General features: G+C 41.2%; 22 protein-coding genes and 1 pseudogene. 5 read left to right on the top strand and 18 right to left on the bottom strand.

What is annotated here, in order from left to right:
* Positions 1-13 precede the first annotated feature (13 nt).
* From allC to A361_RS05845, 7 genes are all read right to left on the bottom strand, one after another.
* A complete protein-coding gene (gene allC, locus A361_RS05875) occupies positions 14-1,276 on the bottom strand; it encodes an allantoate deiminase (protein ID WP_019383472.1) in 1,263 nt (420 codons plus the stop codon).
* Between the two features lie 43 nt (positions 1,277-1,319).
* Positions 1,320-2,711, bottom strand: coding sequence for an allantoinase AllB (gene allB, locus A361_RS05870; protein WP_019383471.1), 1,392 nt, complete (start codon positions 2,709-2,711; stop codon positions 1,320-1,322).
* Between the two features lie 133 nt (positions 2,712-2,844).
* Positions 2,845-4,080 carry an amidohydrolase gene (locus tag A361_RS05865; protein ID WP_019383470.1) on the bottom strand — a complete coding sequence of 412 codons (1,236 nt, stop codon included), beginning with the start codon at positions 4,078-4,080 and terminating at the stop codon, positions 2,845-2,847.
* 72 nt (positions 4,081-4,152) lie between these two features.
* Entirely contained in the window at positions 4,153-5,700 is a 1,548-nt protein-coding gene (locus A361_RS05860) for a glutathione ABC transporter substrate-binding protein (RefSeq protein ID WP_175502135.1), read from the bottom strand.
* 140 nt (positions 5,701-5,840) lie between these two features.
* A complete protein-coding gene (locus tag A361_RS05855) occupies positions 5,841-7,313 on the bottom strand; it encodes an amidohydrolase family protein (RefSeq protein WP_009335781.1) in 1,473 nt (490 codons plus the stop codon).
* Positions 7,310-8,794: an amidohydrolase family protein gene (locus A361_RS05850; RefSeq protein WP_019383468.1), complete on the bottom strand. Its 1,485-nt coding sequence runs from the start codon at positions 8,792-8,794 to the stop codon at positions 7,310-7,312. Before A361_RS05850 ends, A361_RS05855 begins: the two co-directional genes overlap by 4 nt.
* 152 nt (positions 8,795-8,946) lie before the next feature.
* Entirely contained in the window at positions 8,947-9,312 is a 366-nt protein-coding gene (locus A361_RS05845) for a DUF488 domain-containing protein (RefSeq protein ID WP_009335779.1), read from the bottom strand.
* 115 nt (positions 9,313-9,427) lie between these two features.
* Here A361_RS05845 and A361_RS05840 point away from each other — a divergent pair, with 115 nt between their 5' ends.
* Positions 9,428-9,652, top strand: a complete 225-nt coding sequence (locus A361_RS05840; protein WP_009335778.1) for a hypothetical protein — start codon at positions 9,428-9,430, stop codon at positions 9,650-9,652.
* 38 nt (positions 9,653-9,690) lie between these two features.
* Here A361_RS05840 and hemG read toward each other — a convergent pair whose 3' ends face one another.
* From hemG to A361_RS05825, 3 genes and pseudogenes are all read right to left on the bottom strand, one after another.
* On the bottom strand, positions 9,691-11,076 hold the full coding sequence (hemG, locus tag A361_RS05835; protein WP_009335777.1) for a protoporphyrinogen oxidase: 1,386 nt from the start codon (positions 11,074-11,076) through the stop codon (positions 9,691-9,693).
* 144 nt (positions 11,077-11,220) lie between these two features.
* Positions 11,221-12,282 (bottom strand): annotated as a pseudogene (locus A361_RS05830) (C45 family autoproteolytic acyltransferase/hydolase).
* A gap of 175 nt (positions 12,283-12,457) precedes the next feature.
* The gene (locus A361_RS05825; protein WP_236888061.1) at positions 12,458-13,474 is read right to left on the bottom strand and encodes a DUF1835 domain-containing protein; all 1,017 of its coding nucleotides are present in this window, start codon (positions 13,472-13,474) and stop codon (positions 12,458-12,460) included.
* Positions 13,475-13,618: 144 nt separating this feature from the next.
* Between A361_RS05825 and A361_RS05820 the strand changes: the two genes are divergently transcribed.
* The 4 genes from A361_RS05820 (at position 13,619) to A361_RS05805 (ending at position 15,464) form a co-directional block, all read left to right on the top strand.
* Positions 13,619-14,095: a glutathione peroxidase gene (locus tag A361_RS05820; RefSeq protein WP_019383464.1), complete on the top strand. Its 477-nt coding sequence runs from the start codon at positions 13,619-13,621 to the stop codon at positions 14,093-14,095.
* A 27-nt stretch (positions 14,096-14,122) separates the two neighbouring features.
* A complete protein-coding gene (locus tag A361_RS05815) occupies positions 14,123-14,563 on the top strand; it encodes a MarR family winged helix-turn-helix transcriptional regulator (RefSeq protein ID WP_019383463.1) in 441 nt (146 codons plus the stop codon).
* A gap of 87 nt (positions 14,564-14,650) precedes the next feature.
* A complete protein-coding gene (locus A361_RS05810) occupies positions 14,651-14,953 on the top strand; it encodes a DUF5634 family protein (RefSeq protein ID WP_019383462.1) in 303 nt (100 codons plus the stop codon).
* Positions 14,954-15,047: 94 nt separating this feature from the next.
* Entirely contained in the window at positions 15,048-15,464 is a 417-nt protein-coding gene (locus A361_RS05805) for a VOC family protein (RefSeq protein WP_019383461.1), read from the top strand.
* Between the two features lie 41 nt (positions 15,465-15,505).
* Here the strand turns inward: A361_RS05805 and A361_RS05800 are convergent, their stop codons facing one another.
* The 8 genes from A361_RS05800 to A361_RS05770 form a co-directional block, all read right to left on the bottom strand.
* On the bottom strand, positions 15,506-16,258 hold the full coding sequence (locus A361_RS05800) for an AAA family ATPase (protein ID WP_009335770.1): 753 nt from the start codon (positions 16,256-16,258) through the stop codon (positions 15,506-15,508).
* A gap of 28 nt (positions 16,259-16,286) precedes the next feature.
* Positions 16,287-17,129: a radical SAM protein gene (locus tag A361_RS05795; protein ID WP_082919429.1), complete on the bottom strand. Its 843-nt coding sequence runs from the start codon at positions 17,127-17,129 to the stop codon at positions 16,287-16,289.
* A 154-nt stretch (positions 17,130-17,283) separates the two neighbouring features.
* Positions 17,284-18,750 carry a protein adenylyltransferase SelO gene (locus A361_RS05790; RefSeq protein ID WP_009335768.1) on the bottom strand — a complete coding sequence of 489 codons (1,467 nt, stop codon included), beginning with the start codon at positions 18,748-18,750 and terminating at the stop codon, positions 17,284-17,286.
* Between the two features lie 158 nt (positions 18,751-18,908).
* The gene (locus tag A361_RS29125) at positions 18,909-19,064 is read right to left on the bottom strand and encodes a DUF1540 domain-containing protein (protein ID WP_019383459.1); all 156 of its coding nucleotides are present in this window, start codon (positions 19,062-19,064) and stop codon (positions 18,909-18,911) included.
* Positions 19,065-19,166: 102 nt separating this feature from the next.
* Entirely contained in the window at positions 19,167-19,559 is a 393-nt protein-coding gene (locus A361_RS05785; protein ID WP_236887996.1) for a hypothetical protein, read from the bottom strand.
* 364 nt (positions 19,560-19,923) lie between these two features.
* Positions 19,924-20,901, bottom strand: a complete 978-nt coding sequence (locus A361_RS05780; RefSeq protein WP_019383457.1) for a tRNA dihydrouridine synthase — start codon at positions 20,899-20,901, stop codon at positions 19,924-19,926.
* Positions 20,902-21,233: 332 nt separating this feature from the next.
* On the bottom strand, positions 21,234-22,616 hold the full coding sequence (gene rlmD, locus A361_RS05775) for a 23S rRNA (uracil(1939)-C(5))-methyltransferase RlmD (RefSeq protein ID WP_019383456.1): 1,383 nt from the start codon (positions 22,614-22,616) through the stop codon (positions 21,234-21,236).
* A 19-nt stretch (positions 22,617-22,635) separates the two neighbouring features.
* The gene (locus A361_RS05770) at positions 22,636-23,517 is read right to left on the bottom strand and encodes a DNA-3-methyladenine glycosylase family protein (protein ID WP_033196640.1); all 882 of its coding nucleotides are present in this window, start codon (positions 23,515-23,517) and stop codon (positions 22,636-22,638) included.
* Between the last annotated feature and the right edge of the window lie 173 nt (positions 23,518-23,690).

Raw genomic sequence — 23,690 nt, 5'->3', positions numbered from 1 at the left:
CTTTTCATTAATATTATTTATAAGCCAGTTCATATAAAGTGCTGATCAGTGCTTGAACTCCCTCAGCTAAATCAGCAGGCGCAGTATATTCACCAGGGTTATGGCTAATGCCCTTTTCGCTCGGCACAAAAAGCATAGCCGCCGGAATGGACGGTGCAAAAATTTGTGCATCATGGCCAGCACCACTATACATTACTTTATAGCTCAAATTTTTCTCCTTGCACTTCTTTTCAATCAATTCTGTAATTTCAGGATCCATTGGGACCGGGTCCGTATCAAGCCATTTTTCAATGACCGTTTCAACCCCATGCTCTCGTGATATATCATTTATGTTTTCTATAAATCTTTCAGTAAAATGGGACATCGTATTTTTATCAATATGGCGCAGGTCTAAAGTAAACGCAGCTTTTCCCGGCACCACATTTGCAGTGTTGGGTGAAATATCAATCCTCCCAACGGTTGCTACAAGCGGATCGCCATATTGCTTTGCCATATTTAGTGTTTCATGTATCATTTGGCTGGCAGCATATACAGCATCTTTTCGATATGCCATGGGTGTTGTTCCAGCATGATTGGCTTGACCTTTTACTTCAATTGTAAAACGCCTTTGCCCAACGATGCATTTCACAATACCAACAGATTTTTTCTCAGTTTCAAGGACATTTCCCTGTTCGACGTGGATTTCAACGAATACCTTCAAATCCTGCCGCGGAGATTTTGTTTCATCCCTATAGCTGAACCCCGCCTCACCCATGGCTTCAGAAAAAATTACTCCATTTGAATCTGTAAGATTTTCAACATCTTTTTTATATGCGTATCCGGCAATATTCTTTGAACCCCAAAAGCAATAAGGAAATCTGCTTCCTTCTTCTTCTGCCAGTGAAACAACCTCGAGATTGCGTTCTGGAGTCCCATAATGATCTTTCAAATAAATTAAAGCCAGTATCCCAGCTACTATGCCAAATTGGCCGTCAAACAACCCGCCATTTTTCACGGTATCAATATGCGACCCAGTTAAAACGGTTTCTGTCTGATTTACCCCCTTTAGTATTCCGCTGAGATTTCCAACTTCATCAAACTTTACTTCCAAACCCTCAGTTTCCATCCATCTCTTCAAAGCTTGCTGAGTGTCCGTCCATTGTTGGGAATATAGAAGACGGGTAATTCCTCCTTCTGGGTCCTTTGCAAATGAGCCCAGCCATTCAAGCCTTTTCACAATATTTTTTGCTAAATTTTCATATTCAAGTTTCCCCTGCAAATTGATTAAGTCTGTCATACCCAGTTCCCCTATCTATAATCTTTCTGCGGACTTTTTAATTTCAGATCATATTCAAAGTTGACCTGCCATTTTTTAACTTAAGGGCTTTTCCGAGTGGTTTCCCAACAATCCCCTGATCCAAATCATATACAATCTTGCCGCGGACAAGGGTTTTGGTTATCCGGCAATTAATCATCCTTCCAATGTATGGGCTATGCTTATGCCGATAATATAGGCCTTCCTCCTCAACAACATAGGAACGATTAGCATCAATGAAGATGATATCTGCATCCATTGATACTGCTATTTCTCCTTTATTGGGAATGTTAAAACGTTCAGCGGGATTAGAAGAAATCATCCTTGCAAAATGAGTGATTGGCAGTTTTCTTTTCAAAACCGCTTCATCAAACATTAAATCAACGCTGTTTTGACACCCTGTGATTCCTCCCCACACTTCGAAAAAATTATTTGAAGGACTATGCTTCATTTCAGGCGGACATGGTGAATGATCAGATGTTAACATATCAATCTTGCCTTCTATTAACTTTTTCCAAAGCCTTTCTTGTTCCTCTATACTTCGCAGTGGAGGAGAACATTTGGCAGCCGGGCCAATTTTCTCAAGCTGTTCAGCTGATATCGTAAAATAATGGGGACAGGATTCAAGAGAGACATCCTGACCCGCGCTTCGGGCCTTCATAATTTCTTCTACCGCTTCTGCGGTGCTAATGTGCACAAAATGAATAGGGCACTTCGTTTCTTTTCCAAAATAAAGGGCGCGTTTCACTGCTTCAACCTCTGTTAAAACAGGCCGTGAAAAGACATAATCTGCTGCTGCTGTCCTGCCCTGTGCGGTTAACTCTTCGCCTAATCGATCAGTAATTTGGGCATTTTCCGCATGAATCGACAAAATTTGACCCAGTTCAGCAATCTTTTTCATCCCCGCAAAAAGGGTATAATCATCCACATTAGAAAAATCATCGGGATTATCCGTTCCACAAGTGGACATAAAGCATTTATAGGCGATAACTCCTTCATCTGAAAGCTCTTCGAGTCTTTCAAGATTGTCTGGAACAAGTCCGCCATAAAATGCATAATCAATATAATTCTTCCCCTTGGCTGCTTCTGCTTTTAATTGCAGTGTATGCCTGTCTATCGTAGCCGGAAGGGCATTCAAGGGCATATCCGCATAGCATGTAGTTCCTCCTGCTGCCAGTGCTTTAGTTCCAGTTATAAACCCTTCCCACTCTGTTCGGCCAGGCTCACAAACATGCACATGAGTATCGATCATTCCAGGCATGACATATTGATCAGAGGCATCGATAATCAGCTCAGCTTCATGGTCAATCGTCTCCGCAATCGCTGCAATTTTTCCATTAATAATGGCAATATCATTGTTAACTACCTCGTTTTTAAGAACCACTTTGCCGCCTTTTATTAACAAATCATAAATCATCGCATTTCCCCCGTTACTTTTAATCTTGTTCTGTATTTCGAGGAACCTCATTAACTGATTTATTAAATTGTATAAAAAAATCGAACTATTTTTTTCGGATTCTTTTACTAATTTTTTAGCTTTCTTTACTTCTTCAATTTCTTTTCTTCCCTGCTTTATCGCAAACTAAATTCCCCTTGTAGAACACTGCATGGCGTTCCGCTCTTCTAGCCATAGCCTCTGCTGAACAGCTTGCATCGACAAGGACCATGCTGGCTTCATCTCCAGGGGTTGGCCAGATCTGGTTTCCCTTCTGATCCAGCGGTGTTCTGCCCCCTGTAATATATCTAAATGCTTGCGAAAGAGACTTTTCATCTGTCCATCTATACCGTTCAATTAAGCGGCCTGCTCTTTCCAGGATATCGCCATTGCCTGTTGGCCACCAGGAATCAAAAATATTATCGTTTCCAACAGCAACCTCTACTCCACACTCACTTAACAGATCAACAGGCGGGATTGCCCGGCCAGTCGGGAGGCTAGTAACGATCGATATACTTGCGTCTTTTAAAATTTCTGCCATTTCAGCGGCTTCTGCCCTTGAAACATCACCCAGGCCGAATGCATGGCTAATCGCTACTCTTCCTTCCCAGCCAGCTTCCTTAGTCAGAAAGGCCAGCCTTTTCATTGTAAAGGTACCAAGGTGACCAGGATCATGTAAATGCAAATCAATATCTGCATTGCCTTCTACAGCTAGATCCATCAATTGAACAAGCGAAGCTTCAATATTGTTGTCAACGGTAGCTGGATCGACCGCACCTACAATTCCTGCACCATTTCTAATAGCTTCTCTAATAAGCTGAGGTGTCCCTGAGCGCAGCAAGCCATGCTGGGCAAAGGCAACAATCTCGGAGCTTGCATAGCTTGAAAATTCCTCCAATGCCTGCTGAACTTCAGCTAAATTCTGTAATTGGACTTCAGGGTATATATCCACATGGGTTCTAATGTGAGTTGATCCATAAGATATGAGTTGCTTAAGTAATGCTGTTGATCGCTGATAGGTACTTGCAGACATAGATAACAATGCATTCTTTTCAATTTCACACCGTTCTCTAACACCCGATGCAGGGATGCAGGCCCTCCACTTATCCCCCATATAGGTTTTATCGAGATGGACATGCTTTTCAACAAAGGATGGCAATAGCAGCAGTCCCTTTGCATCTTTTATAGGCAGATCATCAGATGAAGCCTCTAAGTCCTTCGTAATCTTTGTAATGCAGCCGTCCTCTATTAATAAATGAAATCGATCTGTTATAGTACCTGACACTCTATTATTCTCATTTTTGTATCCGCATTCCAAACGCACATTCTTTAGCCAATAGCTATTATTCATTTTCATTCACCTTTCCGGCCCCGGACAAGATAAAAGGGTACCCAGAATGGATATCCCTCTTATCTTAGAGTCTTATTTAATTGAAATGTCATTGATCTCCAAGTATCCAGATGGACTTATAGAGAAGCCTTTTACATCTTTTGAAATAGCAGCCATATTCTCAATTACACGAACCGGAATATAGATAGATTCTTCCATTTCGATTTCCTGAGCTTTTGCATAGAACTCCATCCGCTTATCCGAATCTTTTTCAGCCCGTGCAGCTTCTATTAAGCCGTCCACTTCTTTATTGCTGTAAAAGAAGGTATTTCCGGCAGGGCCGTGTGAACTGCTATGGAAAAGGTTATATTGATTATAATCAGCATCTCCAGTCGCATTTCTCCAGCTTAAAATAAACATCTCGGAATCACCGCGGTTTACTTGTTCGACAAATGTCCCATATTCATATACCTGAATGTCCAGTTTGATTCCTATCCCTTTCAGCTGAGACTGAAGAACTTCCGCCATATTGATCCATTCTTTCTTATCCATTGTTTTCAACGTTGTTTCAAAGCCATTTGGATAGCCTGCTTCGGCCAGAAGCCTTTTTGCCTCATTGAGATTATATTCATATGCTTCTAAGCTTTCATGATATCCAAATACCTTTGGCCCAAGCAGTGAATTGGACTTTTTCCCAACATTCTCAAATACACCTTCCAGGATAGAATCCATTTCAACAGCATGTCCAATAGCTTTGCGGACTCGGGCATCATCGAATGGCTCCTTTTCAACGTTAAACCCAATATATTCTGTACCAAATCCTTCACTGCGGAATATTTCTGCATTTTTGGAGTTTTCCACCGTTTCCATCATTGTGACGGATAAAGGTTCGGCTATGTGAGCTTCGCCTGTTTCAAGCATAGATATCCTTGTTGTTTCTTCAGGGACGATTTTAAAAATGACTTTCTCCAGCTTAGATTGAGTCCCCCAATACTTTTCATTTTTGTTAAAAACAATTTCCTTACCTGGAGTCCAGGATTCAAATACAAATGGACCTGTCCCTACTGGTTCTGCAATAACTTTATTTCCATATTTCTCAAGTGTTTTTGGTGAGATAATGCCGCCTTCATGACTGGCCAATATGGATAGTAAGGGTGAAAAAGGTTCTGATAGTTTAAATTGAACAGTAAATTCATCAACTGCTTTTACTTCTTCAACCATTTTGAATACTACAGCTCTTGGAGATGCAACTTCCGGATCCAATAACCGGTCAAATGTTGCTTTGACTGCATCAGCATTAAATGCAGTCCCATCGTGGAATGTAACATTCTCTCTAAGTTTGAACTCCCAAGTTGTTTCATCTAATTGTTCCCACTTTTCAGCCAGCAGCGGCTTGATTTCGGCATTTTTATCCCGACCAACAAGACCTTCATAAATTTTATTATGTGTAACGCTGGCAGCATTGATCGTCGACATAAAATGATGATCTAAATTTTCTGCGTCAGATAACCGGGCTATAACTAATGTTTCGCCGTTTTCAGATGCTGTTCCCTTGGAGTCCTGATTGCTGTTAACTTGCTTTTTAGTCGAACATCCTGAAATAAGGATCACGATCAGCAGAGCTAAGATCACTAACCCCATTCTTTTTTTCACTTTCAATTACACTCCCCCTTTTTTCAGCTCTAAACTTTGTCTAATTATATAAAATATTCTGATTAATCTGTTTCTACTTTCTTTACATGTTTTTAAACTTTTTCTACTACTTATAAAAAACGTCGTTGCTAATCAATAGAATCAACAAACCTAAAAGAAGGCGGCATCAATTCATTCTCAGGAAGCTCCTGATAATCTCTTTTTAAATAACCTTTTTTCATTTTCATAAAATATTCTTGCGCTTTTCCTTTTAATTCCTCTAAATCAAGGTTGGGTATTTTTCGGTCTGTCATGACTACTTTCCCATTGATAATGGATAACTTTACATCTCTTCCAGTTCCGCTTGCAATCACTGTTCTTAAGGGATCATCTAATACTCCCATATGGAATCCGTCTAAATCAATTGCAATAATATCTGCTTTTGCGCCAGCACAAAGACGGCCCAAATCTTCTCTTCCCAGAAACTTTGCAGCACCTAAAGTTGCAGCACGGTAAAGATCTGAGTATGCTGAGTCTTTAACTTCTTTATTTACGATCCGGGAAAGCATGCTCCCTGTTCTGATATTCTGGAACATGTCCGGAGGAAACGTATCTGTACCTAACGCTAAATTAATTCCTGACTGTTTATATTTTGCAAAGGATTCCATTGCCTGTCCGTGCCTTCCAATTATTAATGGGCAATGAATGACAGTTGTGCCCGTTTCCCTCAGCAGTGACAAATCATCTCCACCACCAATTTTTGCCCCACTGTAGCCAGCAATAAAATGGGCATGAGGAATCGCCGTTCTGGATCCTAAAAATCCAAGATTATATAAATGCCTAATTGGCGTTACGCCATATTTCTCAATCATTGTATGGTATTCAAAATCACCTTGGGCTGCATGCAATTTTATCGGAACTTTATAGTGATCACTATATTGCTTTGTATGGAGAAGACTTTCTTCCGTTTGACTTTCAATCCGCTCAGGGGCAAGCATTCCCCTGACCAAACCATTAAATGAACCATCAAACTCTTCCAAAAAGCGCACAGCTCTTTTTAATCCTTGCCTTCCAGCTTCTTCATCCCAATGAATCTTTATATTGCCATCTGCCTGGACGACCCTTATCCCCGATTGATAGCTTGGACCCAGGTATATACGCAGTCCCAAGTCAGCAGCATGCCTCGCTGCTGAAGCAAGCTCCTCATATGTTTCTGCCCATTTTTTATAATGAACAGAAGTGATTGGCATAGCAGTTGTAATTCCATGAAGGATCAGCTGTGAATAGGCATATAAAGATTTAAAAGCCTCTTCTTCAGCTGTCATAATTTCATGGTGCCCTTGCTTAACATACCTCTCTGACCAAAGCAGATTTTTCTGTCTTGCTGAACTGGCCTCCAAATGCAAGATATCATGATCAATATCGCCTAATGCATTCAAGTCAATGAATCCCGGACTGATTATAGCGCTGCCGGCATCTATAACTTTATCAGCTTGGCCCGAATAACTTTTTCCAACATAAATGATGGTATCATTTTCAAATACAACCTCAGCATTTTCTATCAGGACATGATCTTTTCCATCATATCCAATTACATATTTCCCCTTTAGCCTGGTCTTCATTGATTTTCCCCTTTCTCCCCAATATCAGATTCTTTATCATGATCCATACCATCCCCATAGGTTCGTGTGTGACCCCAAAAATATTTCGTTTGCTTCATGTATTTTTCAAGCCCTGCACGCTTAATTGTTGAGTTAGCTTCTTCATTTGCTTCTGCCAAAACTGATCTTTCATCAACGGAGCAGACTGCTCTGTCTTTCATAAGGACCCTGCCATCTACGATAACATGCCCCACATCAGTTGCATAAGCTTGATGGACGAGCCGATGAATATGCATAAACTCAGGTGTTAAGTGCGGCTGATGCATATTGACAGTTATAACATCCGCCTTTTTCCCCGCTTCAAGAGAGCCCAATTCATCATCCCATCCAATACATTTTGCAGCATCAATCGTAACCACCTCCAGAAGTTTTCCAGGAGGTAAGCAATATTCATCTCTATGAGCTGCCTGATGTATAAATTGTGTTTTTCTCATGGCTTGAAACATGTCAAAGCTAGTGGATGGTGAAGTGCCATCTGTTGATATAGCAACTGTTGTTCCCAGCTCGATCAATTCTATCATCGGTGTGCGGGCATGAATTTGAGAGAATCCAGGAGAGGCACTGACATTTGTTCCGGTTTCAGCTAATATTTTCGCTTCATCAAAGGATATCCCACGGCAATGCTGAAGATGAACATCAGGACCTAAAAGAGCATTCTCCCAATCTTTTACTGCTAAGTGAATCATGCCTCCAAAAGCATCAGAATGGATTCTTGTATTATATTTTCTGGCAATTCCTCTGACTTTCTTTGCTTGGTATAAATCATGCTCTGTTAAATGATGAAGTTTCGCAGGTGAAGTTGGGCCAGATGGTTCAACTGATGTAACAATTACGAAAGGGGTAATAAATGCTCTTGTCCGATCTTGATTGGCATGGTTTAAAGCTTCAATTACTGCTTCAGCACCATTTAACACTTCCTCGTAGGTGACTTCTTTAGTAATTCTTTGACCGTCCATCCACCTGCTGAATGAATGAGGCCATGGCGGATTGCAGGGACCAGTGCAAACAACCTCCCTGACACCAGTTTCTGCATAGGCTCTTGCATGATTGATGGCAAAAACCGGGTCATCCGACCTTGGCATTGAGCCAAGAACAGATACACCTGTTGTTATGCCCGCCTTCAGGCGCTCAAGTGCAGAAAGCTTTCCTTCAAAATACCAGAATTCGTCTGTTACAAAATGCTTATACGTATTCGTCATAATTGGCATCCAAAAATCCAAGCTTTCCATTGCAATTGTCTTAAACATCGAATGGCCGCCATGTCCATGTACATCTATTAATCCAGGCAGGATACAATGATGGCTGCAATCTATCACTTCTTTTGCCTCATACTTTTCCAATAGTTTCTCACTCATATCCACATCCAGGATCCTGCTTCCATTTATGGCAACAGCTCCATCGGTGATTATCCGCCTGTTTTGATCCATAGTCGACAGTTCCATGAATCAGGAGTAAATCAATCATTTCCTTCTCCCTCACTTCTTTTAACTTAAAGTATAGGAAAAAAGAAAACACTTAACTTTCAGAATTATTACTTATTTTTAAAGTATTTCTACCTATTTTTTATTTTTTTCCTTCCTATAAAGTTAAGCTTCTATTTCACCTTCCTTAATAATTCTTCTAATAATACAATTGCATGATTATTTACTGTATCTTTTGCAGCATATAGTAATGTTAGTTTTTGCTTCTTTGATATCTCGTACAGTTCTTCCATCTTGTGAATCTTGTCTGTCTGTGTGCGCAGTTCAATGAGATACTTTTCCCGAAATATACCGAAAAGTTCAGGTTTATGATTAAAAGATTTTCTAAGCTCGCTGCTTGGTGCAACCTCTTTCTCCCAGGCTGATAAATGTGCATCTTCTTTTTTAATTCCCCTCGGCCACAGCCGATCCACTAATACCCGGTATCCATCAGCCTCTTCATACGGATCGTATACTCTTTTTATAGTAATTTCAGCCATTTCTTCACCACCAGATTATTTTCGCGTTTCTATCTCACTTGTCATTTGCTATAATTTATACAAATACAAATTATACAAAATTTTCTAATTCAATTAAATGTGAGGTGCAAGGAATTTGACAGGTACTATTGCTGTAGTGATGACTTTCTCTATTCCCATCATCGCCATCCTGACTTTTCATACACAAAGACTGGCAAAAATTAAACACAATATGATAAAAGATGAAATCACCCTGGAAAAGCTGAAGCAGGAAAACTTTCTGCTTGAAACAGAAAAAATGAAGCTCGAGCTTGAGCAAATGAAAATTGAAGGTCCTAAGGATCATACAAAAATCATATAAGAAAAAAATCCCCATCTTTAGCAGAAGGGGATTTTGGTTTATATACGATCAATAATTTTTCTGGCAGTTTCTACCCCATTTTCGATGCAATCTGGAATTCCTACACCATAATAGGAGCAGCCTGCAAGCCATATTCCAGGGTATTCCTGGTCCAGCCTGTTTTCAAGTGCAGCTACTGTCTGCGGATGGGATATCAAATAGTTTGGCATTTTTTCAGTCCATTTCGTCACTTCACTGGCAGCGGGAACAGATGTAATGCCAAGGCTTTTTTCAATATCGGCCAAAGCCGTCTGCAGCAAATCTTCATCGTTCATTTCCTTTAGAGATGCAAAGGCCGGATGGCTGCTTTTATAAAATAATCTAACAAGCAGATTACCGCTTTCTGAGGTATGCTCCCATTTGCGGCTTGTCCATGTACAGGCATTGCAAGTCAATTCATCCGTATTTGCAGTGATGAAGCCTGTCCCGTCTTCAGGCAGCTCGCTGTCTGGAATATCATAAGCAAGATAGATAGAGATTAAGGAACTGTTCTTCAAAAGTTCGAATTCCGCCTTCAGCTCCTCATGATCGAACAGCGCTGCAGCGGCATTATGCGGAATGCTCAGCACCACATGATCGGCCTCCAGGGTTTCGCCATTCGAGAAATCGACTATATATTTACGATCACTTTTCTCTATTTTAACTGCCTTCGTGTTTTTAAATATTTCTGATTCATCCAATTTTTCCTCATAAGCATCTATTAATCCATCCAGACCTTTTTTAAAGGAAAGGAACTTCTTTCCCCCTCCGCTCTGGAACACCTTTTTATTTTCTTCAAAACCTTTAATGATGCTGCCGTATTTTTCTTTATAATCAAACACCTGCGGAAGAGTCGAAGCAATGGTTAAGTCACTGAGATTCCCGGAATATACACCTGAAAGAACAGGCGCAATTTGCTTTTCCACCAGTTCTTTTCCGAAAAAATGCTCCAGGAAATCGCCGATGGAATCGTTTTTTGTAAAGCTATCATTTTTCGTATAAAAATCTTTCAGGGCTTCAACCTTTCCTTCTGCTGAAACAAGAGCAGATTTGGCAAGAGATTCAACACTGGCCGGTATCCCAAACACAGAATCTGCCGGTATCAGCTTCAGCTCACCATCACTGTATATATAAGACCGCCCCGCAGCATTGTAGACAACGTCTTCCTCCAGCCCCAGCTCCTGGATAAAGTTCATCGCATTCGCTTTGCGGGCAACAATCGAATCAGCTCCCGCTTCTATTACAAATCCGCCTTCCCTGACAGTGCGGATTTTCCCGCCAAGCTGTTCTGCTGATTCTGCCAGTACAAGCCTTATATCCTGATCATTTTCTTTTTTCCACTTATTCAGTTCATACATAGCGGACAATCCTGTTACACCGCCGCCTATGACCAATACTGTTTTCACTCGTATGCACCTCAGTTTACATCCAATTCATATATAAAGTGTACCATAACATGAAGTGATGAAAGAATGTGATGGTTTGTACAAATGATGAATTTATTTTTTCAAAAAAGGAAAAAACGGAGAACACATCTCTCCGTTTCATTATTACCTGAACCAATTCGCCTGTTCATCCATATGCAAAAAAGGAATGTCCGTATCAACTTCACCAGTGATTCTATTCATTTCAATATCCTGTCCATCGAGCCAATGCCCAAAATCAAAAATACTCGGCTCTCTGTCGCCGCCGAGCGCAAACCAGGCCTTCATCTCCCCCGGCAAATAGGCGGATGTATGAATCGTCCCGGCCCAGCTTCCATAAAGATCCGAGAAAACGCCTTTATCGCTATCATTCAAGAGGCGGAAAGCATCATGTGCATCTAATCGCTCACCCTGATGGCTTTTCATGACATCCAGCCTGCGCAGGCTGTCAGCTAGATGGTTGCGATTTTCATCCTTCATGATTTCAAAATGGTTTGTGCAGGCAGTTGTCTGACGGACCTTTACACCTCTCGGAGATGTTCACACTGCATAAGTCTCTCCGCTTGTATCATGCACCACATATGTAAAGGAATGACGGTGCGGTATTTCCTTTAGCATCTCAACCGCTTCTTCCACGTTTGCACATGCCTCCAAAATCAGGCGGCCGATCATACAGCAGATAAAGCCATCAGCAGGCTTTTTCCGATTCATAAAATTATATCCAATCACAAGTCCTTTTTCGTTCATGCCATCCATCCGCCCGGTCACCCTCTGGCTGGGGCCAATCATCGCATATCCCTGATCTGTTGGCTGATAAAAAGTATAGCGCCCCTCATAGGTTTTCGGATGGTAATCATAATTGCGGATCAGGTAATCAGCCCCTGTAAGGATGGAACAGCCCGAGCGGACATAATCGAGGCGATAGCCGCCAAACTCCTGCATAACCCGCTCCATCGGCCATTGCAATGCTTCCCGTATCCCAAGCAGTTCATCCCAAATACCAGGGGCAAACCTTGTAATTGCTTTTTTCACTTCTGCTTCATTTATTGAAAATCGCGGCTTTCTTACCTTCCATTGATCCTCCCGATTTTTCACAGAAAGAGAATCCTTTATAAGTTCTCCCTGCATGAAACCAAAATCAAAGTGGGTTCCGCGGAATTGAATTATATCACTGTAAATCTTTTTCAAGATAAATCCCTCTTCTATTCGTTTCTTTTATTAAGAATAAATGAAACCTGCATGAAATTCCAGCAGATGGCTTTTAGATATTAATTCACTTCAAGTACCGGACTGCTGCTAGACCGAAATAATACTAACACACGATGGACAGGGATAATTGATTACGGTGAAAAACCGGATTCATCTAAAATTCTTTCAGTTTAATGCTATAATACCTCATACTTTTCGGAATTCCTTTTATGGCTAATATTCCGTTATAAATTAAGGATCTTACTCTATACTCTGCAAAGCCATCACCAATTGGCTCATCCAGATGCCCAATCACTTCACCAATTAATCTGGCTGACTTTATAAAACCTTTGTTGCTTTTATGCAGCTTTTTGGCTGACTCGATGATAGATTCATCAAAATAACTCTCTGGTACACTATGTATTTCATTATCTTCCCATATACGCAATACTTCCCTTGTTCTGGAGAGGGACTGCCAATCAGATACAAACCTATTTTTTTCTTCTGCAGATAAAGGGCTTCCTAAGTGTTTTTCCAGCATCATCTTCAGTTTCTCAGGAGCTGCTTCGCCTGAGTGCCTTAAAATGGATTGATGCTTTTTCTCAGGGAAAAGCTCCTTATATGACTGAGCAGTATTAATAACATGCACATTATTTTCTTTGTTTCTTAATAAGTGAAGGAAATACCGTAAACCAGTTTGTTCATCTGCATTGTCAGCTGTCCAGATAACGATCGGTTTGCCCGCTGGAATAGAATTTATCTCTTCAAGTGCTTTAGCTACTTTTCTTTCATATCTCATTTCCAGGTAATCTTCATGCATATTAATGTGATCCATCAGCCATTCTAATCGCTTTTTTCTGCCCTCTTCTTCATGCAGCTTCCAGAGAGGTCCGTTACTAAAAAAATCAGGATAGCCAATGACCTTATTTTCTTTACTAAGCCCAACCTTTAAAGCGCCTGCCGGTGATTCTCCACACACAATATGGTATGTTTCATATTCCCGCTCCAATTTTCTTTCTTGAGAATAAAAGAGTATCCTTTTTTGAATATCATTTAGCAGTTCGAGTATCTCTTCCTGGGAATCAACACTGTTATTCAATAAGTGAACCCGAAGCAATATGTGGAATAGATAGCTCTTCGCTCCCCTCTCCGGGAGTTTCTCAATCGCTTCCCGCAATTCGTCCATCATCATGATCACCCTTTGTAAATGAAATTGAAACCTACCTTTTCTACGAATAAACTTAATGGTAGTTTCATAAAAAGCTGATTTGTTTGCAAAAGGAGTTTAGATCGCTTAAGATTAAATCGCACACGATTAAAAGTAGGAGGTATCCTAATGACAACGGTTTATGATTTTGAAGTCAAAAAAACAAATGGTGAATTGAAATCTTTGAAAGAATATGAAGGCAAGCCTCTGATTTTTGTAAACACAGCCAGCAAATGCGGATTAACACCCCAATTCAAAGGACTGCAGGAGCTTTATGAAAAGTATAAAGACAGCGGCGTTGAAATTCTTGGGTTTCCTTGTGATCAGTTCAATAACCAGGAATTCGATAATATTGAGGAAACAACTGAGTTCTGCCAGCTTAATTATGGTGTATCCTTTCCGATCTTCGCTAAAATTGATGTAAATGGTGACAATACGGATCCATTATTTGCTTATCTAAAAGAACAGAAAAAGGGAATTCTGTCTAAAAACATTAAGTGGAACTTTACTAAATTTCTTGTGGACCGGAATGGCCAGGTTGTAGAACGGTATGCACCTACAACTGAACCAGGAAAAATCGAGGATGATTTGACGAAATTATTGTAATGCTAGAGATTAGAATCAGGTGATTATGTGAAAGACTTTTTTACACTGGACAAACAGCTATGCTTTGCTGTTTATGAAACAGCAGGCGAATTTACAAAACTGTATACAAGTGCCCTTCAGCCATTTGGCTTAACCTATCCCCAATATCTGGTACTTCTGGCACTTTGGGAAAAGGATGGCGTGACAGCAAAGGAGCTTGGAGAAAGACTAAATCTTGGCACGGGGACACTCACACCTATGATCTCCAGAATGATTTCTAATGGCTGGCTTCGAAAAGAACGTTCCAAAGCTGATGAACGCAAGGTGTATATCTTCCTCGAGGAAAAAGCACGCAAAGAAAAAGAGGTTATCACCCAAAATGTCGGAGAGGCCATTCAGGCTTGCAGCATTCAGCTGGAAGAATATGAAGAGCTTATGGAGCTTCTCGGAAAACTTAAATTTAAGTTAAGGAGCAGAGTACTTCGCTGATGCGGAGTACTCTTTTCACAGTTCCGTGTTTAATCCCTGCAAAAAAAGCCATATTAAGGGATAGATAATCGGAAGGGAGCATACGTCATGGAGTTTTTACCAAGAGAGCAAATTATCAGTGCATTGCAGGAGCCATTTCAGTCATATTTAGACAAATATGAAATCGATGATATTGGTATTTTCGAGGAAGAAGGCCAGGATCATCATTGCTATATAGGATACACGGTGAAAAAGGCAGGGAAAACTTATCACGTACATAGTCCATTCATTAAAGATGGTAATGGCGGATTAACTCCTGCAGAAAATGAGTGGACAATTGAATCGGATGAACCAGATAGCATTGACCGAAGAGGCTTCAATAATGTAGATCAAGCACTTCAGGAATTATAAAAATTGTCCTGATTTTCACTTTTTGACTTTTGAACTATATTAAATTTAGAATATTTTGTCTATAATGGAATTGTATTAGGAAGGAGTGAAAGGGATGGCTGTTAATGCCTATCTTAATTTCGAGGGAAATACACGTGAAGCAATTGAATTTTATGTAAAGGCTTTTGAACTGGAAATGCCTGAGATTTCAACTTTTGGTGAATCACCGCAAAATCCTGAATATCCTCTTCCAGAGGAAGCAAAGAATTTGGTCATGCATTCAAGCCTTAACATATGCGGCAGTAATGTTATGTTTTCAGATACTTTTCCCGGTATGCCATTTACAGTAGGAAATAACATTAATCTCGCAGTTGTCATTAATGACCTGGATAAGCTGAGAAAGTATTTTAACAATCTGCAGGCAGGCGGCACAGTAACAATGGAGCTGCAGGAAACTTTCTGGAGCAAGAGCTTTGGCCAGTTAACAGATAAATTTGGTGTAAACTGGATGTTCAGCCACGAAAGTGAATAAGATACATAGACAAAAATGGAGGCATGAGGCCTCCATTTTTATTATTCATCCAGCAAATGATGAAGCATCCTTTTCTTATCATCAAAGAATTGTTTCATGATGCGGTAATGATTCGTTTCCTCCAGCTTCTTTTCTGAAATGCCTTCCTCACTGAATTCATATATCGCTGCCTCCGGATAGGCCATAATGATCGGAGAATGTGTAGCGATAATAAATTGTGAGTGTTCCCTGACCAAATCATGAATTCTTGTCAGCATGGACATTTGCCGCAAAGGAGAAAGTGCTGCCTCCGGCTCGTCCAGGATGTAAATCCCATTGCCGCGAAACCGGTGAAGAAACGTAGAGAAAAACGCTTCTCCATGAGATTGCTCATGTAAAGAACGGCCTCCAAAGGAGTCGATTACTTTTGGTGCGCCACCTTCCCGATCCATTTCCTCAATATTAGAAGCGACATTATAGAAACTCTCTGCCCTTAGAAAAAAACCATCAGACGGCCTATCTATGCCTTTTATCACCTTGAGATAATCTCCCAGCACAGAATGCGAATCGAAGGTTGAAAAGTTAAAATTGAAAGATCCGCCTTCTGCATTAAATCCTAGTGCAACCGCTACTGCCTCGAGCAGTGTCGACTTTCCCATTCCATTCTCTCCAATCAGAAAGGTTACTTTCGGGTGGAAAGGCACCTCATCCATGGTTTTCAAGCTGGGAAGGTTGAAGGGATACTGATTGAAGGAAGGAATTTCTTCTCTTTTAAGGCTAATACCTCTTACATAATGTGAACTTAATAGATCCATAAAAATACCTCATATATTTTATAGTCAGCTATTTGCCATCAGGGCTGAAGCCAGCCTTGGATACACCTAATTGAATGGGTGCATCTTGAAATTCCCGGTCCAGCATTTTAAGAACCACTTTATATGCAGATGGACTATACCATTTCTCCAAACCAAGCTCATCAAAGATCTTGCGGATTCCAAGTCTCTCAGTCCTGCGTCCGCCGCTTCCATCCCCCATCCAAAAATCGTCAATTGTAACTCGATTTGCAATAGACTTAAGTTTTGCAGGAAATTCTCTTGAACAAGGCAGTAACGGGGCTATTGTTGCTTGAGTTATAATTCCTGCATCTTTTATGTCTTTTAGTGCAGCCATTCTTGCCGGGATGGGAGGGGCCGCTGGTGCAAATGCCTTTCTGACTTCTTCTTTGTCTGTCTCGATTGTCATGGAGATTCTGATACTATCTCCGAATTGCTGAAATAAATCAATATCCCGCTTCACCATAGGAGAACGGGTTTGTACATGTAAAAAGTCAGGCTGATTTTTAAGCATAACTTCCAATAAACTTCTTGTCAGTTTTGAGGCATATTCAATCGGCTGGTAAGGGTCTGTGGAAGAGGACATAAATAAAGCAACTTTTCCCCTCTTTTTAGCTTTAGCCAATTCTTTCTCCAAAAGTTCGGCCGCATTTGATTTTATATCAATCCACGCACCCCATTCCTCTTCACGAAAAATGGAAACAGGAAGCTCCCTAACGTAGCAATATTTGCAGCCAAAGGCACAGCCCGCATAGGGGTTCAATGAATGAGTAAAGTTGTCAATTGCACCTTTGGCAGGTGTTAAGATACTTTTTGATATGATTTCTTCAAGATGTATATTCAGGATAATCACCAAATCGAATGTATGTTCTGTCTTAAAAATAACACCGTGATTTCCTGAAGTCAACAATAAAGCACTAACTGCTTAAATAAAAAATGCCTGCCCCACTAATGGGGCCAGGCTTTGCAAAATTACAGCCAACGCTCTAATTGTTCATTTCTCTATATTAAGTTCCGCAAAATGTTCGATATGGCATGCCGGATGGCTCTGGCAGCTTGCAGTATTCTTCCTGTTCTATTGTATAGGCATAAGGATCCTTCAGTGCTGCAAGAAGCTTTTTCATCACGCTGTAATCCCCTTTGGTAACAGCTGCTTCAAGAGCTTCTTCAACTCTGTGATTCCGGGGGATGACGGATGGGTTGCTCTTCCTCATTAATTCATTCACTGCTTCTTTCGATTCCTTTTGCCTGTTCAGCCTTTCCTGCCATTGTCCATGCCAGTTTGCAAATTCTTGATCATCAAATATCGAAGTTTCCTCAGGCTTGTCTAATGTTAATAAACGGAAGGTGTTTGTATAATCTGCTCCAGACTTCTGCATCATCTTTAGAAGGCTGGTAAATAGGGCTTCATCTTGTGCTTCTTCATTAAAAAATCCGAGTTTTGCCCTCATCCCTGCAAGCCAATGGTTTTGATAAATTTTATTGTATTCCGAAATTGCATCCTGGGCTATATTTACAGCATCTTCCTCATTTTCATGCAGCAGGGGCAAGAGGGTTTCAGCAAACCTTGCCAGATTCCATCCGCCTATATAAGGCTGATTTCCATAGGCATACCGGCCTTCTCTGTCAATGGAACTAAATACGGTTGCCAAGTCATACTTATCCATAAAGGCGCACGGACCATAATCGATGGTTTCTCCGCTAATTGTCATATTGTCGGTGTTCATGACTCCATGGATAAAACCTGTTAGCTGCCATTTCGCAATGAGTGCAGCCTGACGTTTGATCACTTTCTGCAAGAGTGTCTTGTAAGGATTTTCATCGCCTTTAATTTCTGGGTAGTGGCGCTGAATCGTGTAATCTGCCAGTGTTTTAAGCTCATCAGCCGGCCTCCAATTTGCCGCATATTGAAAAGTGCCCACCCGTATATGGCTATCAGCCACTCTTGTCAGTACAGCACCTGGAAGCTCAGTTTCCCGGATAATCGCTTCACCTGTTGTTACAACTGCCAGACTGCGGGTAGTGGGAATTCCCAGAGCATACATGGCTTCGCTGATAATGAATTCTCGGAGCATCGGGCCTAGAGCCGCCCGCCCATCTCCCCCGCGTGAAAACGGAGTTCTGCCGGAGCCCTTCAGCTGAATGTCCACCCGTTTATCCTCAGGAGTTATCTGCTCGCCGATCAGCATGGCCCGGCCATCTCCAAGCATATTAAAGTGTCCAAACTGATGCCCTGCATAAGCCTGAGCAAGAGGTTCAGCGTCTTTTGGAACTCGAGAGCCAGAAAGTACCTCAATGCCAGTTTCGCTTGTCAATGCATCAATGTTTAGTCCCAAAAATTTCGCCAGTGGCTCGTTAAGGATCACCAGCTCAGGTGATTGTACAGGATTTGGCTTTACTTTTGAAAAGAATGTCTGCGGCAGCCGTGAATAGCTATTATCAAAATTCCATCCGGTTTCATTAATAGTCGTCATTCTATCTCCTTCCTGTCTGCATGGATTTAGTGTCATTTTCATTTATTATACCCTTTCCGGAGAAACATAGCGGTCTTAATAATCTTCTCTTTTTGTATGTAAAAAAAACCTGACGGCCGGGATCGTTAAAATTCTCCAGCAGTCAGGCCTACTCAATCTTATTCACGATGCTCAAACGTTTTACAGGCTGTTTCCTCTACATCATCAGCTTCTCGGCCATTTTGGCCAATCACATAAATAGAGTCGGCAACGCACTTATCACCTTCAGCCCAATACTTGCAGTTCTCAACATTACATAAAACTTCTACTTCCATTCTTGGCCACCTCCTTTTGGATTACTGATCAATACCCCTTTTCCAAGTGAATTAACCATATGGAATTTAATTCCACACACAGGTGAAATGGCTGGGCTGCTGTTATTTGGAGAGAATTAGGCTTCTTAGTTTTATCGTCATTTCTGGAGAAGTTAGGTAAACAGATTCATCTGTAATATACATGAAGGCGCTTTTTTCATTGTCTTCTCCAAGCCACAAATGAATGCCGTGAGAAGGAAGTTCTCCTTTATATTCTACTGCTATATCATACTCAGGTTTACTAATATCTGCATTCCCTGACTGTTTTACAGCAGATGTTATTGCCTTTTCAAATACAGCGATCGATTTTCTATCCTTGAAAGAAATAAAACTTTCTTCATTAATTCCGCCTAGACCCTCCGATTTTGAAACTTTGATTTCTCTGACTTCCTCATCCAGCAGAACCATTGTTTCAGCTGATTGACAGCCTGCTATCATTGCAAAAGAAAATACCATGAATGTGCATAATAAAAAAGCTTTCATCCTCATCCCTCAAGTTTAAAATTTAGGCTCTTTTCGTATAAATTGTTGTTTTTTGCTTATCAATGCTGTCCGTTGATTTCCGCTCCAGGCTGCTCGCTTTCCGCGGGGCGGGCGGTGAGCCTCCTCGACGCTGTGCGTCTGCGGGGTCTCACCTGTCCGCTACTCCCGCAGACATTGAGTAAGCTCCCTTGAGTAAACACCGCACGAAGAATATGCGAATGCATTTTCAAGGATCTCGCACCTTCCGCTACAATCAACTCAGTAAATATAATACAAAAAGCAACAAACCTTGTGAAAAAAAAGGAGGATGGACCGCTTGCCCATCCCCATTTAGAATTCAGTTATTATTTTCAAGATTCTTTGACACAAACGCATCAAGCAATTCACGCACTTCATCTGTAGACCTTGTGTTCATCAATTGATTTCTTAGTGCACTTGCCCCTGGAAATCCTTTGGCATAAATCTTGAAAAAACGGTGAAGAGCCGTGAACGGCCGCAGCTCTAAATGCGAATATTGATCATGAAGATCCATATGCAATCTTAAAAGGTCCAGCAATTCCTCACTGCTATGATCTTTCTTCTCCGTTTCAAAGGCAAATGGATTATGGAATATGCCGCGCCCAATCATAACTCCATCAATACCGTATTTCTCGGCCAGCTCCAAGCCCTTCTGACGGTCAGGAATATCTCCATTGATCGTCAAAAGGGTATCTGGTGCCACCTGTTCGCGAAGTTTCTTAATCTCCGGGATCAGCTCCCAATGCGCAGGCACTTTGCTCATTTCGTCCCTTGTACGCAGATGAATGGAAAGATTAGCAATGTCCTGCTCCAAAATGTGTTTCAGCCAGACCTTCCATTCGTCTACTTCCGTGAAGCCAAGCCTTGTCTTTACACTTACCGGCAAACCTCCTGCTTTGGCTGCCTGGATCAATTCAGCTGCCACTTCCGGGCGACGGATCAGGCCGCTTCCCTTCCCGTGCTGTGCCACATTGGGTACAGGACAGCCCATATTGATATCCAATCCCTTAAAGCCCAGTTCCGCCATCCCAATACTCATTTGCCGGAAGTATTCAGGCTTATCCCCCCATATATGGGCTACAATTGGCTGTTCATCCTCTGTAAAAGTCAAACGCCCACGCACACTATTAATCCCCTCAGGGTGACAATAACTATCTGAGTTTGTAAACTCAGTAAAAAATACCTCAGGTCTGGCTGCTTCACTCACCACATGGCGAAAAACAACATCCGTCACCTCTTCCATTGGTGCCAGTATAAAAAATGGCCGCGGTAACTCACGCCAAAAATTATCTATCATAGTAAAATTCAAATCCTCTCAATATGGGAAACCAACTTTTAATCCCAAAATTAAAAAGCAGAATATCCCTGCTTCTTTTACACTTATACCATGCTTAAGCACTTTTTATCAAACTGATTAAATAATGTAAATTTTAACTGCACAATTTTTGTACAGCTAAAATATCTCCTGCTGACATCCATCCCATTAAACAGTATTCCACTGGCTGAGTAAAAAATAAAGCTTTGCTAAAACATCCTAAAAAACAGCAGGGATTAACAGAAAAAAGACCCCGAAACCGCAAAAATATTTTTTACGAAATCAGGGTGGATCAGCAAAAGCTTATGTTTGGGTTACACGTTTAAAACAAGTTGTGTCACACTCTCCACATGTGCGGTCTGCGGGAACATATCCACAGGCTGTATGCCATTTACCTTATATTTGGGGCTCAGGACCGAAATATCCTTTGCCAATGTAGATGGGTTACATGAGACATACACCACTTTCTTGGGCTGGACTTTTAAAATAGTCTTTAACAGCTGATGATCAAGTCCTGTTCTTGGCGGATCGACGATAATAACATCCGGACGCCATCCATCTTTTGTCCATTTAGGAAGCCATTCCTCTGCTTTGCCGACAACATATTGGGCATGTTTAATTCCATGGCGGTCAGCATTTTTCTTTGCATCCTCAATGGATTCCCTGATGATATCCATGCCGCGGATTTCCGCTGCCTGATCTGCTACCCATAATCCAATCGTTCCGACGCCGCAGTATGCGTCAGCTACTTTTTCCTTGCCGGTTAAAGCCGCTGCTCTTTTGACTTCATTATAAAGCTTAACGGTTTGTTCAGGGTTCAGCTGGAAAAATGTCCGTGCAGATAGTTCAAACTGCAAATCTCCGAGTGTTTCCTGGATAAAGTCGCTTCCGTCCAGATTCATGGTTTCCTGTCCAAAAATAAGGGAGGTTTTTTCACCATTCACATTTTGTATGATTGATTTTACTTCAGGAAGCTCGCTTTTGATTTTTTCTATTATGATCTCTTTCTTTGGAAGCTCTTTTTGAGTTGTGATCAGTACAATCTGAAGCTCTCCTGTCTGGATTCCCACCCTGGCAACGATTGTTCTTACTATACCTTTTCGGCTTCTTTCATTATAGATTGGGATTCTCAAATCCTGGAGAATCCGTTTCACTGCTTCAGTCGCCTTTGTTGTTTGCGGATGCTGCACCGCACAGTGCTCAATATTAATCAGGCGGTGCGAATTCATGCCATATAATCCGGCAAGCACCTTCCCGTCTTTTTGGCCAACCTGGAACTGGCTTTTATTTCTGTAGCTCCACGGATCTTCCATTCCAATGGTTTCTTTGATATCCAGCTTCTCGGGATTCAGCTTAGTATGGCGTTCTAAAGCTTGAATAATGATATCCCGTTTCTCCTTCAGCTGCTGATCATACCGGAGATGCTGCAGCTGGCAGCCTCCACACTCATGATATACTGGGCATGGCGGCTGAACACGGAATTCGGATTTTTTACGGATTTTTTTTATTTTGGCCTCAGCAAACTTTGGGTTTACCTTTGTTGCTTCTGCTGTGATTTCCTCGCCAGGCAGTGCTCCTGGAACAAATACGACTTGCCTTTTAAAATAACCGACACCTTCCCCATTGATGCCAAGCCTTTTGATTGTCAGCGGGAATGTTTGCTTTAGTTTTAATTTAGCTGTTTGTTCTTGTTTCATGGTGCTTCATCACTCCAAATTACTCGATACTCCTCCACAAATAAAGAGAAGCATAGCTCAAATAAGGATCCCAGCTCTTCGAGAATGTCTCCATTTCCTCAAGAGTCGGTTTCGCTTCTAATTTATATAGTTTTTTTAAGGCATTCTGGATGCCAATGTCTGCAGCTGGAAAAAGATTTGGCCGGCCCAGCCCGAACATCAAGAAGTTTTGAACAGTCCAGGGTCCGACACCGCGCAATTTGATAAGTTTATCATAAATTTCTTCATCTGAAAGGTTTTTAAGCTCGTCAAAGTTTAAATTTCCCGAGGCCGTTTCTTTTGCGATGCCAATTACATACTCAGCCTTTCGTCCACTGAACTGCAGCTCTCTTAATTCATCCACTTTCAGTTCTGCAACTTTTTCGGGAAGCGGATAAAACCACACTCCATCCTTTTCGAATCCAAATGCTTTTACAAACCGTTCTGTTAACGTGTGTGCGAAAGCAAGATTAAGCTGCTGGTGAATAATGCATTTTAATATACAGCTATACGGATCAAAATCAAGAACAATTGGAGTACCATAATGAGCATCGAAAATTGGCTGTAATTCTGTGTTTTGAAAATGTTCGTGAATCCTCTCAAGAGGCAGATGCCATTGAAAAATTTCCGATAAACGCTCTGCTGCTTTTTCTTTAAAAGCGCCATCAGTTCCGGTTATTAAAAATTCCGGCTTATCAGTTGTACCGATTGCTTTTACTTCTGCCACAATCGGATGATGGCTGAGCAGCATAGGCACTTTCACAGACCGATTTGCTATATCAACCTGATTAAGAGGGTCATTCGAAAGCCTGTCCAGTACCAGATCAAAATTATAAGGTCCTTCTACTTGTATCTTTTCCAAGAAGAATCCGTCCTTTATCATTTTCCCCGATTATAGCATTTTTTGCCGTTATTTTACTAAAATTGTTGGACTATATACAAAATAGACCCTGAAAAGTTGGGTCTATTTCATGCAATTTATAAATTTCTGCAGTGTTACCGGCCGAAATTGGGCATTTACCGGCCATCTTAAAAAAATACCGGCCAAAGCACATA

This window comes from Cytobacillus oceanisediminis 2691 (assembly GCF_000294775.2).
GTDB lineage: Bacteria > Bacillota > Bacilli > Bacillales > Cytobacillaceae > Cytobacillus > Cytobacillus pseudoceanisediminis.
The sequence above is the reverse complement of the archived record's forward strand: the minus strand, read 5'-3'. Positions and strand labels throughout refer to the sequence as shown.

Excerpts from the sequence above, each read along its gene's own strand:
- A361_RS05865 (WP_019383470.1), bottom strand. The coding sequence starts at position 4,080 with ATGAATAATAGCTATTGGCTAAAGAATGTGCGTTTGGAATGCGGATAC.
- rlmD (WP_019383456.1), bottom strand. The coding sequence starts at position 22,616 with ATGAAACAAGAACAAACAGCTAAATTAAAACTAAAGCAAACATTCCCG.
- A361_RS05770 (WP_033196640.1), bottom strand. The coding sequence starts at position 23,517 with ATGATAAAGGACGGATTCTTCTTGGAAAAGATACAAGTAGAAGGACCT.
- allC (WP_019383472.1), bottom strand. The coding sequence starts at position 1,276 with ATGACAGACTTAATCAATTTGCAGGGGAAACTTGAATATGAAAATTTA.
- allB (WP_019383471.1), bottom strand. The coding sequence starts at position 2,711 with ATGATTTATGATTTGTTAATAAAAGGCGGCAAAGTGGTTCTTAAAAAC.
- A361_RS29125 (WP_019383459.1), bottom strand. The coding sequence starts at position 19,064 with ATGGAAGTAGAAGTTTTATGTAATGTTGAGAACTGCAAGTATTGGGCT.
- A361_RS05850 (WP_019383468.1), bottom strand. The coding sequence starts at position 8,794 with ATGGAACTGTCGACTATGGATCAAAACAGGCGGATAATCACCGATGGA.
- A361_RS05855 (WP_009335781.1), bottom strand. The coding sequence starts at position 7,313 with ATGAAGACCAGGCTAAAGGGGAAATATGTAATTGGATATGATGGAAAA.
- A361_RS05860 (WP_175502135.1), bottom strand. The coding sequence starts at position 5,700 with ATGGGGTTAGTGATCTTAGCTCTGCTGATCGTGATCCTTATTTCAGGA.
- A361_RS05780 (WP_019383457.1), bottom strand. The coding sequence starts at position 20,901 with ATGATAGATAATTTTTGGCGTGAGTTACCGCGGCCATTTTTTATACTG.
- A361_RS05790 (WP_009335768.1), bottom strand. The coding sequence starts at position 18,750 with ATGACGACTATTAATGAAACCGGATGGAATTTTGATAATAGCTATTCA.
- A361_RS05805 (WP_019383461.1), top strand. The coding sequence starts at position 15,048 with ATGGCTGTTAATGCCTATCTTAATTTCGAGGGAAATACACGTGAAGCA.
- A361_RS05825 (WP_236888061.1), bottom strand. The coding sequence starts at position 13,474 with ATGATGATGGACGAATTGCGGGAAGCGATTGAGAAACTCCCGGAGAGG.
- A361_RS05820 (WP_019383464.1), top strand. The coding sequence starts at position 13,619 with ATGACAACGGTTTATGATTTTGAAGTCAAAAAAACAAATGGTGAATTG.
- A361_RS05800 (WP_009335770.1), bottom strand. The coding sequence starts at position 16,258 with ATGGATCTATTAAGTTCACATTATGTAAGAGGTATTAGCCTTAAAAGA.
- A361_RS05845 (WP_009335779.1), bottom strand. The coding sequence starts at position 9,312 with ATGGCTGAAATTACTATAAAAAGAGTATACGATCCGTATGAAGAGGCT.
- A361_RS05810 (WP_019383462.1), top strand. The coding sequence starts at position 14,651 with ATGGAGTTTTTACCAAGAGAGCAAATTATCAGTGCATTGCAGGAGCCA.
- A361_RS05785 (WP_236887996.1), bottom strand. The coding sequence starts at position 19,559 with ATGGTATTTTCTTTTGCAATGATAGCAGGCTGTCAATCAGCTGAAACA.